We start from the raw sequence: 14357 nt of genomic DNA, 5'->3' as shown, positions 1-14357 counted from the left end.
AACCACTGTGGGTGTCGTCCGGAAAGTGCGACAACCGCTGTGGGTGTCGTCCGGAGAGTGCGACAACCACTGTGCGTGTCGTCCGGAGACGCGGCGCCCGGTGGGCGGGGTGCGCCGACTGGGAACGCGGCCGGCGGTGAGCAGCGCGCCGCGTCGCCCACGAAAAGGCGCAGCGCATCGCGTCGCCAGAGAATTGCAACACGCCGCGTTGCGGGTAAGGCGCGCACCGAAGCTGTACCACCGCTTACGATGCGCAACGATGGGTTCACAAAAAGTGAGTGCTGCCGCGCCCACAGGCGCGGCAGCACTCTCGTGTGCAGGACTCGCTACGTCAGCGGGGTTCGCTGCCGTAAGAGCCGAGCAGCGCGGCAAGGGCACCGTCGATGTCGAGGTGGACGCTCTCCGCGCCCTCCGGCACCTGACGGTACGTGCGGCCGAGGAAGTCGCCGAGCGCGAGCCGCGGCACCTCGAACAGCGCGTGTCCATCGGGAGAGGAGAGCGCGAGTGCGACGGACGGGCCGTTGGCTGCCTGCCAAGGCCATACCCGTACGTCACCGATGCCCGTCGGTTCGCTCATGCCGTCCGCGAGGAGCTGGCGGGCGAACGACCACGAAACCTCGCCGCTCGCCTCGGTACTGCCGGCATGAAATATGACGTGGACCGCGTACGGGTCCTCGGGCTCGTACCGGAGACTCGCCTTGACTGGCAGGGACGACCCCTCAGGCACAACCAGGCGCAACGACACGTCCACCTGTACCCGAGTCGGTTGTGCGATCCCCATCGTCGGCACCTTTCTACACGTCCGCACGCGTCGAACGCGGGCGCGAACCCATACCCGTTCTTCCCGGTCTAACCACTACGCAAACTCAGCGCTGTGTGGCTCAAAGACCACAACGAGTGAGGTTGCGGAGAGATGCGGGCGCCGACCGAGGATCGTTCGGCAGGCGTCCATCAACTGTCTTTCCCGATGAACCCGCTGGTCATGCCACCCGTGTTGGATTCAGGACAACGACCGGTCCGCCGATGGTGGGGCTGGGCTACCCTCCGGGTATCGAGACGCCTTCCCGCGTGGTTCCCACCGCTGGCCGGGGTCGCGCGTCTGAGGGACGATGGGGCATGCGAGCAGGACGGGGAGACTGGTGATCGACAGCCAGGAGCGGCCGGCGGACACCGAGGACGACGCCGGGAAGAGGCCGACCGCGGTCGATCGCCTTCGCGAACACCGTGTCACCCGGCAACTGGTGGCGCTGGGCGTCTTCTTCCGCGATCGGTTGCACCATCCGGTGCGGTCCCACCCGGTGTTCGGGCTGCCGTACCGGGTCGTGATCACCGTCGTCGGCGTGGCGATCGTGCTGCTGGGCTTGGTGCTGGTGCCCGCGCCCGGGCCGGGCTGGCTGATCGTGATCGCCGGACTGGGCGTGTTGTCGACCGAGTTCTCCTGGGCGCATCGCCTGCTGCAGTTCACCAAGCGGTCGGTGGCGGCGTGGACGCGCTGGGTGCTGCGGCAGCCGTTGGCGCTGCGCATGCTGGTCGGAGTGCTGGGGTTCTTGCTGCTGGTGGCGGGGTTGCTGACGTCGCTTCGGCTCAGTGGCTGGACCGGATTCCCCTTCAGCTGACGGTATCTAGTATGGTGTGAGCGTCCCTGAGGGCGATTAGCTCAGGGGGAGAGCGCTTCGTTCACACCGAAGAGGTCACTGGTTCGATCCCAGTATCGCCCACACAGTTTGTGCAGGTCAGAGGCCAGTTCCGCACCGCGCGGGGCTGGCCTTTCCGCGCTTGACCGTCATTTGACCGTGGACGCAGACGCCGCGACCGCCAGCGGATCGCGCGGATGTGACCTAGGCGATACCGTCGACGTCGCGCACCACGTCGCATCGACGATGGGCGCCGTTTGCGTCAGCGTCGGCCCAGCCGTCGAGTCACGTAGTAGCGTCCCTGCCGGCTCCGCGGAGCGTGGCGGAGGAGAAGCTGCGCCGCCACTCCAGCCCGACGTGGGCCAAGCCGGGATGGGTGGTCGACATTCCGCGTCGGTGGCGAGGCGCACCATCGGCGTCGAGCGCACCGAGCGTGTTGAGGTACGTGACATTGGGTCGGTAGCCGGTGGCCAGGAGGAGCGTGTCGACGTGATCCTGTTCTCCGTCGGCCCAGGTGATCCGGGAGCCGTCGATCGCCGTGAACATGGTCCGCTGGTCGGGTTGGCCGATGCGAGGGCTTCGCGGTAGCGGCCGTCGTCGAGGACGGGCGTGTGCGCCGGGGTGCGTAGGAATGGGCCGACCGGGGCGGTGTCGAAACTGGTGACGCGTTGCTGACCGGTGGTCGCGGCCGGACGGGCAGTACGCCGTGCTCGTAGTCGCCTACCTGCGGAACCGCGCAATCCGAGTGGCGAGGTCCGAGCCGTCCGAGGCTGTCGGCGATCTCAGCGGGCTGCCGCCATCACCGGTATCAGCTAGCGGATCGGCGCCCGGGGTACGCCTGCGCGCACCAGTTGACGTGCGACCGCTAGCGCGAAGGCGTCCCGGTCGACGACCATCAGACGGGGGTGTTCGAACGGCGACGCCGCGGCCGGCTCCGACGAGGCGGGCCAATCCACCGGGACGTCCGAGACGAGCGACTCGACGATCTGTTGCACGTGCACCATCGTCAGACCGGTTTCGGGCGGGACGTCGATGCACCGGGTCACCAGGCGCTCGCCGACCCACGCCGACAGCAGGTGCGGTCGCACGCCCACCTTGAGGCGCGGCTCGTCCAGCGCAGGAGCGGCCTTGTGCCACTCGGCGACCACGCGGTCGGTCTCGCGTTCGACGTCGGCGGTCGAGTCCGCGTGCAGCGGGCCGTCGAAGGCGGCGAGTGGCGGGAACGCGTCGCACAGTCCCTGGCGGAGCGCGGCCGGGCTGGCCATTGCCACGAACGCTTCGTCGTCATCGCTGAACACGATCTGGCGGACCGGGGTGAGCGTCTGCAGGAGCGTCACCAGTAGGTAGAGCCGCGTCGACCACCAGCGGTTTCCGGCCCCCAGGTTGAGGACCAGCGATCGGGCGGTGCCTGCGTTCGACACCATTTCCCTGATTCCCATGACGGTTGTGTCGTGAAGTTCGGCGCCGCTGAGGAACGGAACCATGCTCGGGCCGGCGGCCGCCTGCTCTAAGCCGCGTTCGACCATCTGCCGATTCAGACCCAGGTTGCTCACGCCGGCGGCGACCTGGCTCGCCAGGTCATCCGGCGTGCGAAATATTCCAGAGAGGTGGGCGGCGCCCACCGTGGAGCGGAATCGGAGGATGTTCTGGCCGCCGTCCGCGCCGAGGGCGTCGAACGCGCTCGGCGGCCACGGGGCGTCGGGGTCGAGCAGGAACACCAGGATGCTCTTGCGCTGGCAAACGGCTTCCCGATACTCCAGCTCGGTGATCGACAGACACTCGGCGTTCAGCTCCGGGTGCCGTGGAATGAAGCCGTATCGCCAACCAAGGATCAAGACGTAAGCGTCGGATGCGCGCACGTCCCTGAGACACTTCTCCAGCGGTGCGGTGCCTTCGGCGACGTACTGCTCCATGCCGAGCACGTCATGGCCCATCCGACGAAGCGCACGGTCGACGGAGGCGCGGTGCTCACGCAGGTCCATGAACGTCGAGGAGATGTAGAGCTTCATGGCTGCAGCCCGGGAGTCGATGTCGTCGTAGAGAAACGGTAGCGCCTGGAACAGCTGCCGAGAGCGGCCTAGGCGGATGTTCGTCGGTGCTCGCACCCGATGAAAACGGCCAGATCCAGGAAGTGGTGGACCTCTTCGCTCCCGCTGACGTGACCGAGATCGAGACCGTTGCGCGACAGCGCGAGGCGGTATGGCGATTCCACGGGCTGGATCGACGCGGCACGTGAACCCCGGCCGGTCGTCATCCACGCTGCCGACGATCTTGAGTTAGCCGAGCACTGTGCGGCAGATCAGTGTGTTCGTCGCCTCGAGGAGTCTGCCGTTCCCGACAGCTATGACCGGGCTGATTCTCCGCCGTCACCGACCCGCAACCGCCCCGTTTGCGGGTCGAAGCAGACAAGTCCGAACCGGGCTGCCAGTTCTGCTGAGTAGAGCGACACCTCGTCGGCCCGGCTGTAGCTGAGCGTGATGTAGGCAATCGGTCGGAGACGGAGATACCCGACGAGTACGGGGTGTCCTCGGAATCTTCGGGCCAACGCGCCAGTAAAGCCCCAGCGAAGGCAGCGACAGGTGCGACCGGTTCCGTTGGCCAATCGTCTTCGAGATACTTCCTGAACAGATCCTCGAAGATCGCCTCACCATGCGCATCGGTTTTCGGCTTCGTTCCTTCCCACACGACCAAGTCGTAACTCACAAGCAGCAGTATGCCGCGAAGCTGTTCGACCGTCTGGCTCGACCGAGGGAGGCACGCCATCTCTACGGCGATGATCGCGCCTGACTGGATGCATCACCAGGTCACGGCGGAACAGTACGAGTTCTGGTCCGAGGAGCAGTGCGCGGGCATCGAGATCGTGGACGGGATGGTCGTCGTCAGTCCAAGCTCTTCCAAGCAGCACAACCGGCTGGTCAAGATCCTCGCAGTCGCCTTGGAGGCTGCGGCGGGCGCGGACTGGAACGCCGACTTCGGCTTCGACGTCCGACTGCTGGACGTTCCGCTGACCAATCGGCGCCCCGACGTCGTCGTATATCGCGCCAGCACCATCGACGTCATGCCTGCACGCCCCGAGCACATTCTGCTCGTCGTCGAGGTCGTGTCGCCTGGCTCGGAGACGACCGATCGGATCGTGCGGCACGCAGCAACGCTTTCGCGATCGAACCGAAGAGCAGGGCAGCTTGCTCTTCCTGCCCCGCCTCACCATCGAGGTGACCTGAACAGTGGTTGAGCCGAGTCAGCGGTAACGGAGGTCCTCGACGGTGTACCGGATGAACTGGCCGGCATCCCACTGATCGGTGCCGTGGAACCAGCCGGCGGTCACCGTGCCAGGGATTGTGAAGCCATCTTCGCTGATCTCGTCGCTCAGCGTGGCGCCGAAGGGATGCGCGGCGAAGGGCTCGCGGCCCGGCTTTCCCCATCTGGACATCGCGACGTCGGTCAAAGCCCCATCCGCTCGGACCGTCAGCGTCACTTCGTGGGTTTCCTGGGCCCCGTGCGTGCCGAGCGCGCGCCGGATCCGGGCGACGGCCCGGTCGGCGTCGAGCGGTCGCCAGCTGACGCGCGGGCTCAGTGCCGCGGCTGGTGCGGCGAGGAGCAACTCGCCGGCGTGCCGACCGGCGGCGCTTCGGGTGATGTCGGCTCCGGTGGCGGTGACCAGCGGGAGTACGTCGAGCAGCCGCCAGCGCAGTTGCCCGACGCCGCGGGTGTAGCGATCGAAGCCGACCACCGGTAGTCCGAAGACCCGCGCGGTCGCCGCCCACACGAATCCGCCTGCGGGAGAGATGCGTTGGGTCGCGGTGAATGGCCGCCACCCGCCGCTGAGTCGAATGTGGCCCGCGGTGGTGAGTTCGACGGAGGTCCGCAACGGGGTCTCCGGCGCGATCGCGTACAGCAGCCAGCGACGAACGGGCTCGGGCAGCTCGGCGACGAGCGAAGGGCTGAAGGCAACCGGCAGGCGCGTCCCGGTCAGCAGACCTCGCCAATCGGACAGCGCGTCCTCGGTCAGTCCGTGCGGGGGTCGGGCTTTCTGGTCAACCGACATTGCGGCCACTCTCACGGCAGGGAAGGTGCGGACCGGTACCTAGCATCCGCTTTCCTGCCCGGCGCCGATAGGGGTGGGTCCGACGGCGGCCGAACCGACGACGGTGGTGGCAGGCGTAGCCTCAGGAATACCGGGAGCACTTCGCGCGTCGGCGGTCAGTCAGGCGCCGTTCCCGTGCCGGCGACGCGGCGACGGATATCGCTGCGAGCATTCTTCCCCGACGGCGGCGACCGCCTGCTCCCCGGTCCCGGTCAGGACCGGGGCGCCCGCTATCCTGCGACACCACGCCGTGCCGTCGAAGAGATCGCCACGATCGATCCCGGTCGGTGCTGATCGGACTAGGCGTGGACACCCTGCTGAGCCCTCAACCGCTCACGGCCGGCGGACCAGGGGTGGTCTCCCTCGCCTCCACGCGCCCCGCGGCCGTCGCCCCGCTGCGGGTTGCGTTCGGCCACTGGCGGCACAGATGACCGGCCACCCCGTGCCGGCCCGCGTGCTGCTGTACTGGCTGCCGCTGGGCGCCGGCGGCCGCTCGATCCGTTGGAACGGCCGAGTCTTCGAATCACTCGTCGCCCGTCATGAACGTCGGACGGCGTGCGCCCTGTACCACTCGGCGCTGGAGGTCCACTTCGGTGGTGAGCGGGCCGTCATCGAGATGGCTGCGGTGTGGGCGATCCGAACGGCCGACCGGGGTGTCGTGCGCAAGGTCCGGTCGGATCGCGCCGGCTCGGCCGATCCGCCCTCTTCCGCTACGAGGTCCGGCGCTGGGAGGGCGGAGTGATCCCCGATCTGGACGAGGCGGTCGGCGGCCCCCCGGGAGGTCAGGACCCGGTCCACGCGCGGATCGTGCTGGACCTCGTGCCGTCCGTACCCGCCCTCACGTGGGGGCGCGACGAACTGGGCGCGGGCGAGATGTGGAACTCCAACTCGCTGATCGCCTGGCTACTCGCCGCCAGCGACCACGACACGGACGCTCTCACTCCACCCACCGGCGGGCGGGCACCTGGATGGCGCGCTGGTTTGGTGCTCGCCGAGCGTCAGCCCGTGAATCCTCTCGGCCACCGCAGATCAGCGGGGCTTGGATCATTCCTCGATATCGATGGCCGTTACCGTTTGGACGCGCAAAAGCGCGTACAGTCAGCGGCGAATCGGCTCGTCTGTTCCTGACGGCCGGCGCCCACCGGGCGCGCTGCCCCAGACCTCGGTAGCGAGACGCGGCACCACTGCGTTCCAGGTCTGAGCGAAAGCAGAGGACCCCCGCGCGTACGCGTCATCGGGCGACGACTTCAGCCTCGGCGCAATGGTCAAGTGCGGCTGCTGGCTCTGCGCATCTGCTGATCGCCGTTTAGGGGTCCTGCGGGACCGACACCTACCCGTCGTCCTGATTGGACACCGGCAGCACCGATCGCACCCACCGACGAAGCAGTCTCCAGGCTCACTCCACCATCCCGATTCGAGGGATCATCTCGTGCATTATTTTCGTGATTATGCGATGACGGCCCTGATCCTTGGATTCTTCGCCTCCGCCTGGTTCGCGTGGGCGCAGGAAAAACCACCGGAGACGTGGAAGAAACCTCTGATGATCGCTGGTGCCCTGAGCCTCGTGGTGGCGGCAATCGGCGCTTTTTCGGCGTGGCGGCACTGGAATGACGGCTCGGCGCTCTCCGAGCCGGGCGCCATGCGCCGTTACGGAATCATCGCCGGCGTGGAGTTCGGCATCGCCGCGGTGGGGTCGATCGTGCTGGTCCTGTCGCGTCACCGGCCTTTGATACCGGCATGGATCTGTCTGGTGGTGGGCGTCCATTTCTGGCCCATGGCGTCGGTTTTGAAGAATCCTTCGCTGCTGATCCTCGGCGCCATTCTGTGCGTCGTCGCAGTTGCAGCGGTATTGCTCGCCCGGCGAAGCAGCCTGCTGCCCAGCGCCTACGCGGGCGTGGGCGCGGGTACGGCGCTTCTCGGTTTCGCCTGCTGGGGTGCTGTCTGGGCGAACAGCTAGATGTCCGATTCGGCACATTACAGATCTGTGCGGTCCGGGATGCGTTGACCGATCGCTAATTGTGCGTATAGTTCAATGTGTCGCTCTGGTCCGTATGGCGTCGCAGCCCACTTCTGGCGGGTAACCCAACAGGATCGAAATCCGATGACCGGGCAGATTCGTAAACGAGAATTCTCTTTGAGTCGCTGTCCGCGCTGCGGGCAGGGCTTTACTGCACGGTCGGTCCGATGACAGCCGTCGCTTAGCGACCGGCATTCCGGATCGACCGCGGCCGTGAGTCGGCCGATGGGCGTGAGCTCTGCTCTGATCAGCTGAGAAGCGTCGCGTAACAACCTCAGGAACAGCCATCTTCGGCCGGATCGACGGGCCGATTTCACGACCTGTCGACGGGTTGCCGTCTCCCCAGTGCCCGTTCGCGGGTCGGAGATCGATGCGCCTGACGGGTCCAGGATTGGCGACCCGAACTACATGAAGGCTCTCACCGGGACGATATCGCCTGTTCAGACCGCCTCCGAACCGACCTTTCGCATTTTGGGGCCGTTGAGCGTCGCCGACGGCTTCGGCGCTGTGGTGGTTCTTCCGCCGTCGAAACCGACGATTCTCCTCGCCGCTCTGTTACTCAACCCGAACTCGGTGGTCGGGCTCGGCGCGTTGCAGCAAGCGATCTGGGGCGACGAGCAGGACCAACCCGCGACCGCAAGGGCGGCGCTGCAGACGTGCGTGCTGCGGTTGCGTCAGCTCTTCGGCAAGCACCACATCACCGACACCACGATCGAGACGGTGCATGGCGGGTACCGGATCGTGGTCGATGCGCGCGCACTCGATCTCGTCCACTTTCGCGGGCTGATGCGGCGGGCAGCCCTCGCGGGGGGCATCGAGGATGAGCGTGACCTGTTGAACGAGGCTTTGGCGCTGTGGCGCGGGCCGCTGCTGGCCAACGTGCCTTCCGAGGCGCTGCACCGCGACGCGGTACCGCAGCTGACCGAGGAGCGGTTACGGGCGATCGAGCGCGCTTCGGACATCAAGCTCGCGCTGGGCGAGACGCAGGCCGCGCTGCCTGATCTGTTGAGCATCGCCCGGGAGTACCCCGGACACGAGCGGTTGACCGCTCAACTCGTCGAGGCGCTGTACCGCAGCGGACGGCAGGCCGACGCCCTCGCGGAGATCCGCCTGGTCAAGACGTACCTCCGCGACGAGCTGGGCATCGACCCCGGTCAGTCCATGCAGCGGCTGGAGACCGACATCCTGCGGGGCACCGAGCTCGCTCCCGCGCCGATGCGGATCCGCGCGGAGGAGATCCCGCCTTCCGGGCCGGCCCCCGCGTCGACGCGGATCGGCGCGGCCGATACTCGGCCCGCGGACGAGGTCCTGCCCTCAGCCGAGGACGAATCGGCGGACGAGGACCTGCTCGCCGCCGAGGCTCGGGACGTCGACGAGCCGGGCACCGGCGCAGCCCTCTCCACCACGCCGTCGACACTCCCGGACGTGGCCGGCTTCACCGGCCGCGTCGCTGTCAGCGCCGCACTCCGAGCCGGGTTGACCGAGCAGAGCGCTGGGCCGAACATCCTGCTCGTCACCGGCCCGCCGGGCATCGGCAAGACTGCACTCGCGCGGCACGTGGCCCACGGCGCCCGGAACGCCCGGATCGGATCCCAGCTCCTGATCGCGATGACCCGGCCGGACGGGTTGCGGAGGCCGGCCGACGAACTCCTGGCCGAGCTGGGTGACTTCCTCGATGTGGTGCGGCTCGACGGGCTTCCGCCGGCCGTGGTCGTACTCGACGACGTTCTCGACACCGAGCACGTGCGGGCGCTCCTCGCTCGGTGCGGCTCGGAGGTCGGGGTCATCATGACGAGCCGGACGAGCCTGACCGGGCTGGTGGCCGGCCAGGGAGCGCTCGTTCATCGATTACTCCCGCTCGACGCCGCGGACGCGTCCGATCTGCTCGGCTCCGTACTCGGCGCGGCCCGGATCGGGCGGGAACCCGCGGCGCTGGCGGCGCTGGTACGGGCCTCCGGGCACTTCCCGCTGGCGCTGCGCGTCGTCGGCGCGCGTCTGCTCACCAGGCCGCTGGCGCGGCTCGCGGACGAGGTGACCTGGCTGGACGGCGACCGCGTCGGCCGGTTCTCCGCGCTCGGCGACCCGTACATGTCGATGGCGAATCGGCTGGCGCGGCGTATGACGCTGCTCGACCCCGATCTCGCCGCCGCGTTCCTGCTGGTGGGGTCGTCCGCGCGGCAGGCCCATTCGATCGCGAGCGCCGGTGAGCTGTTCGGACTGGGCGCGCGATCGACGGAGCGGATGCTCGATCGGCTGGTCGACGCGAACCTCCTGGAGGAACAGCCGGGCCGGTACCAGATGCACGACCTCCTCCGCGCCTACGCCTCGGCGCCACCGTTCGAGCCCCAGGCAGCGGTCCGATCCGCACGAGACAGGGATGTGCCAGATGACGTCAGCGTATGAACTCGTAGCGGACACCCGGCCGCGCGTGCGCCGGGACCTCCTGTTCACCCGGACGCCGGACGGCGTCCTGTTCCACAACGCCCAGGGCGGCTTCCGGATGACCGCGCCGACGGCGTACCGGTTCGCGTCGCTGCTGGTGCCGTACTTCAACGGGGACAACCAGGTGGAGCAGATCTGCGCTCCGCTCGGCCCGGAGCAGCGGGCGATGGTGGGCAGCCTCGTCCAAGCGCTCTACGACCACGACTTCGCCAGGGACGTTCCGGTGGGGAACGACGATGCCGACCTGCCGACGGCGGTCGCGCTGCGGTTCGCCGCGCAGATCGCGTACGTCGACCATTACGCCGATGCCGCCGCGACCCGGTTCACACGGTTCCGAGACACGCGCGTCGCGGTGCTGGGCACCGGGCCGATCGCGCGGTGGTGCGCCTCCAGCCTCGTCCGTAACGGCTGCGCCCTGCTCGGCGTCGTCCCCGGGGGAGGCGGACTCGACGAGACGCGGAGGGAGGCTGCCGCACTCGCGAACAACGGGTGCCCGGTGGAGATCGTCGACCTGGTGGACCCGGGCCGGACGTGGGACTGGACCGCCCTGGCGGGCTACGACGTGGTGGTCGTCGCCGGCGGAGCCGACGCGGCTCGCCAGACGCTGCACCTCCTGGAACAGGGCATACCCGAAGGAACGACGCTGTTGCCCGCCTGGACGCTGGGAAGCCGGGCGATCGTCGGCCCGTTGAGCGAGGCGGAAACCGCCGGGTGTTGGGCATGCGCCGCCCTGCGCCTGTCGGTGAACGGGAACAGCGGTGTGGCGGCAGACCTGTGGCAGGCGATCAGCCTCACGGGATCCGTGCCGGACGTCGAACAGCCGACCGGAGCGCTCGCGGCCATGCTGGGCAACCTGCTCGGCTACGAGGTCTACCGGCTCACCACCGGAGCGCTGCCTGCGGAGACCCGCGGAAAGGTCATCATCCAGAACCTCGAGTCGTTGGACGTGCTCTCCGAGGCTCTGCTGCCGCACCCCGGCTGCACGTACTGCGCCGATCCGGCGCCCGCCGATGACCAGGCCGAACTCCGGTCCCTGCTCCCGGCGCTCCGGACGCCCGTCGCGGAGCGAGCCGAGACGACCAGCGTCGACGTCCAGGCCGACGCCGAGTCGGTCCTCGCCGAGCTGACCGACCGGATGGTGCTGGTCGGCCGCCACGCCGGTGTCTTCACCGACTTCACCGACGAGGCGTGGGTCCAGATCCCGCTGAAGGTGAGCACCGTACGGCTCGCGCTCGGCCACACTCGCGAGCGCGAGATCGCCGCTTTCGACGTGCACCACATCGCCGGCGCGCGCCGACGTGCGCTACACGCCGCCGCCGGGGTCTACGCCGATCACGTCCGGGCCCGGATCGTTGACCGCGGACCGGCGGGGACACCGCGGGTGGATCCGGCGATGCTGGGCATCGCCAGCGGTATCGCGGGGAACGCCACGGTGCCGGGCCCGTGGACCACGGCGACGTCCCTGCTGACCGGCGACGTTCGGCAGGTGCCGATGGCGGCCGTACGCCCCTTCGGGCCGGAGAACGACGCCCGGATGTTCGTCCCGACCCGGGCGGGGACCGGGGCGGGTGCGTCCCTCGCCGCCGCCGTCGAGCAGGGAATACTCTCGGCGCTCAGCTACGCGGCGCTGCTGCGGGCGATCCGCGGACTCGCCCGGATCACCCCGGTCGGGCCGGCGACGGCCGACGGCGACGCCGAACTCACCTTCCTCGTCAAGTCCGCGGCCAACCTCGGAGCCGAGATCGAGCTGCTCGACCTCGGCGCCGCGACCACCGGATCGGCGCACGTCCTGCTCGCCCGGACCGTGGACCCGTCCGCGGCCCCGGTCTGGCGGGTCGCGGGCCACCCCGATCGGGCGCGGGCGGCGGTGGAGTCCCTCCGCGACCTGCTCGGCGCGGTGCAGTTACGGCAGCAGGACCCCGACCGGCAGTTCGTCGACGACGGTGACGCTCTACTGACCGACTTCGACGCCGGGACCCTGCGGCCGAACGCTGAGGCGCCGGTCGGGCCGGCAGCGACGGGGAGCCTGGCGACCGTGCTCGACAGCGTGCGAGCGGCGGGCCAGGACGCGCTCGCCGTCGTCACCACCCCCTCCGACTTGCGGATCGGCGGCATCGCGACGGTGCGGGTGCTGCTGACCGGCCCGGACGTCGGATGACCACCCTCCTGGCCGGCCGGGGCGCACCGCGGTCGACCGCAGCGGAGACACCCTGGGAGTCGGCCTGCCGGACCCTGGCCGACCTGGTCGGCCGCGAACTGACCAGGTCGGGTCCGGACACCACCGCGGAGCCGGACCCGTCGACCCCGCCGGACGTGTGGATCGCCCCGCTCGGCATCCGCGACGAACTCTCGGTGGCCGCGGGAGATCGGCCCCCGCCTGGCACGGTCCCGGTCTTCCTCTACGGACACCACGCGCTCGTCGGACCGATGCCTTCCGCCACGGGGACGGCGCCGGCATGCGCCGGATGCCTGGCGCGCCGCTGGCAGTCGGTGCGCTCCTCCAGCCTGCGGGACGCCCTGGAACTCGGCGGAGAGACTTGCGCCGTCGGCCAGTCGCCGTACCCGACGCCGTTCGTCGCGGACACCCTGGCCGCGCTGATCCGCGCCCACCGAGCAGGCAGCGGCGCGGCAGCGGCACCGCACCTCGCCGAGATCTACCACGTGGACCTGGAGACCCTGCGGATCCGGCGGCTGCCGCTCGCCCCGGACGCCGAGTGCCCCGACTGCGGCCGATGCGTTCCCGACTCATCGGCAGGCGCATCCCTCCGGCTGCTAGCGGCACCGAAACCGGAGCCCCGCACGTTCCGGGTGCGCGACGTCGACGACTACGGCCTGGACCTGGCCGCGTTCGCCAACCCGATCTGCGGCGCGCTGAGCGCGGCCGCCCTGCCCGATCTCACGTCCACGTCGACAGCTGCGGTGCTCGGCTCGTTCACCCTGCGCTCGGGGCGCTACCTGCGCGAGACGCTCTTCGGCGGACACGCCGACACGTACGCGCACAGCGGCATGGTCGCCGTGCTGGAGGGTCTGGAACGGGCGGCCGGCCTGCGGGCTCGTGGACGGACCGCCGACCGGATCGCGTCGCTGCGATCGCTCGGCGCGGACGCCCTCGACCCGCGCGTCTGTGGCATGTACTCCGACGCGCTGTACCGCGACAACCCGCACCTGACCCAGTTCACGCCGGACACCGAGATCAAGTGGGTGTGGGGTCACTCGTTGCGGGACGACCGACCGATCCTGGTCCCCGAGGTCCTCGCGTACTACCACACCGTCCCCGCGGAGTCCCGGTTCGTGCAGGAGACCTCCAACGGATGTGCCTCGGGGAGTTGTCTCGCCGAGGCCATCTACTTCGGATTGATGGAGGCCGTGGAGCGGGACGCGTTCCTCCTCGCCTGGTACGGCCGCGCACCGCTGCCGGAGATCGATCCGTCGACGAGCAGCAGACCCGCCACCAGGCAGATGGTCGATCGGCTGGCCATGTACGGCTACCGAGCGCGGTTCTTCGACAATCGGATCACGTTCACGGTTCCGGTCGTGACCGCGGTCGCGGTGCGGCAGCGACCCGGGCTCGGCACCCTCGCCTTCGGCGCCGGCGCGAGCCTGGACCCGGAAGCGGCGATGAGCGCAGCGCTCTCCGAGATCGCCACCGACGCGGTCAAGATCGAGATGCGCTCCCGAGACGCGGAGGCGCGGCTCCGGCCGATGGTCGAGGACTACCGCAAGGTGATCGGGCTCCACGACCACCCTCTGCTCTACGGGCTACCCGAGATGGCCCGGCACGCCGACTTCCTCCTCGGAGGCGCCACGGTGCCGGTGGCACTGGCGGAACGGTTCGGTCGTGTCCGGCCCGGGCCGGAGCTCTCCACCGACCTGCTGACCGACCTCGAACACTGCGTGGCGGAGATCGCCGCGGCGGGGTTCGACGTGATCGTGGTCGACCAGACGATGCCGGAGGAACTCGACCTGGGGCTGCGGACGGTCAAGGTGATCGTTCCGGGCTTGATCCCGATCGACTTCGGCGTCAAGCGCCAGCGGGCGCCGCTGATGCCGCGGATGCGCACGGCGCTCCGGGCGTCCGGCCACCGCGACCACGACCTGCGCCCGGACGAGTTCAACCCGGCCCCGCACCCGTTCCCATGAACGGCGCGCGAGCCGGCACCGGCACGGCCCATCAGACGAG

13 protein-coding genes and 1 tRNA gene are annotated in these 14357 nt (G+C 69.2%); 10 read left to right on the top strand and 4 right to left on the bottom strand.

Features of this window, described 5'->3' with window-relative positions:
* Positions 1 to 331: 331 nt before the first annotated feature.
* Entirely contained in the window at positions 332 to 781 is a 450-nt protein-coding gene (locus ABEB28_RS04070; RefSeq protein WP_035850293.1) for an SsgA family sporulation/cell division regulator, read from the bottom strand.
* 358 nt (positions 782 to 1139) lie between these two features.
* Between ABEB28_RS04070 and ABEB28_RS04065 the strand changes: the two genes are divergently transcribed.
* Together ABEB28_RS04065 and ABEB28_RS04060 are read left to right on the top strand one after the other, a co-directional pair.
* Complete coding sequence (locus tag ABEB28_RS04065; protein WP_345726578.1) at positions 1140 to 1616, top strand: TIGR02611 family protein; 477 nt, start codon at positions 1140 to 1142, stop codon at positions 1614 to 1616.
* A gap of 30 nt (positions 1617 to 1646) precedes the next feature.
* Positions 1647 to 1718, top strand: a tRNA-Val gene (locus ABEB28_RS04060).
* 201 nt (positions 1719 to 1919) lie between these two features.
* Here the strand turns inward: ABEB28_RS04060 and ABEB28_RS04055 are convergent.
* Positions 1920 to 2180: an NAD(P)/FAD-dependent oxidoreductase gene (locus tag ABEB28_RS04055; protein WP_345726577.1), complete on the bottom strand. Its 261-nt coding sequence runs from the start codon at positions 2178 to 2180 to the stop codon at positions 1920 to 1922.
* Positions 2181 to 2446: 266 nt separating this feature from the next.
* Positions 2447 to 3643, bottom strand: a complete 1197-nt coding sequence (locus tag ABEB28_RS04050; RefSeq protein WP_345726576.1) for a DUF4062 domain-containing protein — start codon at positions 3641 to 3643, stop codon at positions 2447 to 2449.
* Between the two features lie 86 nt (positions 3644 to 3729).
* Between ABEB28_RS04050 and ABEB28_RS04045 the strand changes: the two genes are divergently transcribed.
* Both ABEB28_RS04045 and ABEB28_RS04040 read left to right on the top strand, forming a co-directional pair.
* On the top strand, positions 3730 to 3870 hold the full coding sequence (locus ABEB28_RS04045; RefSeq protein ID WP_345726575.1) for a hypothetical protein: 141 nt from the start codon (positions 3730 to 3732) through the stop codon (positions 3868 to 3870).
* A 537-nt stretch (positions 3871 to 4407) separates the two neighbouring features.
* Entirely contained in the window at positions 4408 to 4866 is a 459-nt protein-coding gene (locus ABEB28_RS04040; protein ID WP_345726574.1) for a Uma2 family endonuclease, read from the top strand.
* A gap of 6 nt (positions 4867 to 4872) precedes the next feature.
* Here ABEB28_RS04040 and ABEB28_RS04035 read toward each other — a convergent pair whose 3' ends face one another.
* Positions 4873 to 5679, bottom strand: coding sequence for a DUF6544 family protein (locus tag ABEB28_RS04035; RefSeq protein ID WP_345726573.1), 807 nt, complete (start codon positions 5677 to 5679; stop codon positions 4873 to 4875).
* A 466-nt stretch (positions 5680 to 6145) separates the two neighbouring features.
* Between ABEB28_RS04035 and ABEB28_RS04030 the strand changes: the two genes are divergently transcribed.
* The 6 genes from ABEB28_RS04030 (at position 6146) to ABEB28_RS04005 (ending at position 14317) form a co-directional block, all read left to right on the top strand.
* On the top strand, positions 6146 to 6460 hold the full coding sequence (locus tag ABEB28_RS04030) for a hypothetical protein (protein ID WP_345726572.1): 315 nt from the start codon (positions 6146 to 6148) through the stop codon (positions 6458 to 6460).
* Positions 6457 to 6846: a hypothetical protein gene (locus ABEB28_RS04025; RefSeq protein WP_345726571.1), complete on the top strand. Its 390-nt coding sequence runs from the start codon at positions 6457 to 6459 to the stop codon at positions 6844 to 6846. Before ABEB28_RS04030 ends, ABEB28_RS04025 begins: the two co-directional genes overlap by 4 nt.
* Before the next feature lie 301 nt (positions 6847 to 7147).
* Positions 7148 to 7675, top strand: coding sequence for a hypothetical protein (locus ABEB28_RS04020; protein ID WP_345726570.1), 528 nt, complete (start codon positions 7148 to 7150; stop codon positions 7673 to 7675).
* A gap of 540 nt (positions 7676 to 8215) precedes the next feature.
* The gene (locus ABEB28_RS04015) at positions 8216 to 10138 is read left to right on the top strand and encodes an AfsR/SARP family transcriptional regulator (RefSeq protein ID WP_345726569.1); all 1923 of its coding nucleotides are present in this window, start codon (positions 8216 to 8218) and stop codon (positions 10136 to 10138) included.
* Entirely contained in the window at positions 10122 to 12335 is a 2214-nt protein-coding gene (locus tag ABEB28_RS04010; protein ID WP_345726568.1) for a TOMM precursor leader peptide-binding protein, read from the top strand. Before ABEB28_RS04015 ends, ABEB28_RS04010 begins: the two co-directional genes overlap by 17 nt.
* A complete protein-coding gene (locus ABEB28_RS04005; protein ID WP_345726567.1) occupies positions 12332 to 14317 on the top strand; it encodes a TOMM precursor leader peptide-binding protein in 1986 nt (661 codons plus the stop codon). The genes ABEB28_RS04010 and ABEB28_RS04005 overlap by 4 nt, the downstream gene beginning before the upstream one ends.
* Positions 14318 to 14357: the final 40 nt, after the last annotated feature.

The sequence above is a fragment of the Cryptosporangium minutisporangium genome, assembly GCF_039536245.1.
GTDB classification, from domain to species: Bacteria; Actinomycetota; Actinomycetes; order Mycobacteriales; family Cryptosporangiaceae; genus Cryptosporangium; species Cryptosporangium minutisporangium.
Note: the sequence above shows the minus strand (reverse complement) of the source record. Positions and strands in the feature narration are given on the sequence as shown.

Coding starts and splice junctions, on each gene's coding strand:
- ABEB28_RS04040 (WP_345726574.1), top strand. CDS start 4,408: ATGATCGCGCCTGACTGGATGCATCACCAGGTCACGGCGGAACAGTAC.
- ABEB28_RS04035 (WP_345726573.1), bottom strand. CDS start 5,679: ATGTCGGTTGACCAGAAAGCCCGACCCCCGCACGGACTGACCGAGGAC.
- ABEB28_RS04030 (WP_345726572.1), top strand. CDS start 6,146: ATGACCGGCCACCCCGTGCCGGCCCGCGTGCTGCTGTACTGGCTGCCG.
- ABEB28_RS04050 (WP_345726576.1), bottom strand. CDS start 3,643: ATGAAGCTCTACATCTCCTCGACGTTCATGGACCTGCGTGAGCACCGC.
- ABEB28_RS04055 (WP_345726577.1), bottom strand. CDS start 2,180: ATGTTCACGGCGATCGACGGCTCCCGGATCACCTGGGCCGACGGAGAA.
- ABEB28_RS04070 (WP_035850293.1), bottom strand. CDS start 781: ATGGGGATCGCACAACCGACTCGGGTACAGGTGGACGTGTCGTTGCGC.
- ABEB28_RS04010 (WP_345726568.1), top strand. CDS start 10,122: ATGACGTCAGCGTATGAACTCGTAGCGGACACCCGGCCGCGCGTGCGC.
- ABEB28_RS04005 (WP_345726567.1), top strand. CDS start 12,332: ATGACCACCCTCCTGGCCGGCCGGGGCGCACCGCGGTCGACCGCAGCG.